Raw genomic sequence first — 271 nt, forward strand, 5'->3', positions numbered from 1 at the left:
TTCTTAAATACATATTATCCTTACTTATTACGATACCAATCTATAAATCACTCTAGCATATTTGATACTAAAGTAAGTGATTTTACAGCTTAAGTTATGTGTTATTATTGCTTAAAAATTTAATGGAAAAATACTGTGATTATATCGAGTTATGCGGCTTTACTGGCACTATATTATATTTACCTGAGTATTAATGTTGTAAAAATACGCAAGGCTGAAGGCATTTCACTTGGTAATGGGAGTCATCCTGAGCTTGAACGTGCAACTCGAG

The 271-nt window shown here is 31.4% G+C and carries 1 protein-coding gene; it reads left to right on the forward strand.

Annotated features, from left to right (window positions below; all coding sequences use genetic code 11):
- Nucleotides 1–135 precede the first annotated feature (135 nt).
- Nucleotides 136–271 (forward strand): MAPEG family protein (locus tag SB724_RS20210; RefSeq protein WP_410572639.1); only part of this gene is annotated, 136 nt, incomplete at its 3' end.

The sequence above is a fragment of the Bacillus sp. SIMBA_031 genome (assembly GCF_046535225.1).
GTDB classification, from domain to species: Bacteria; Bacillota; Bacilli; order Bacillales; family Bacillaceae; genus Bacillus; species Bacillus velezensis.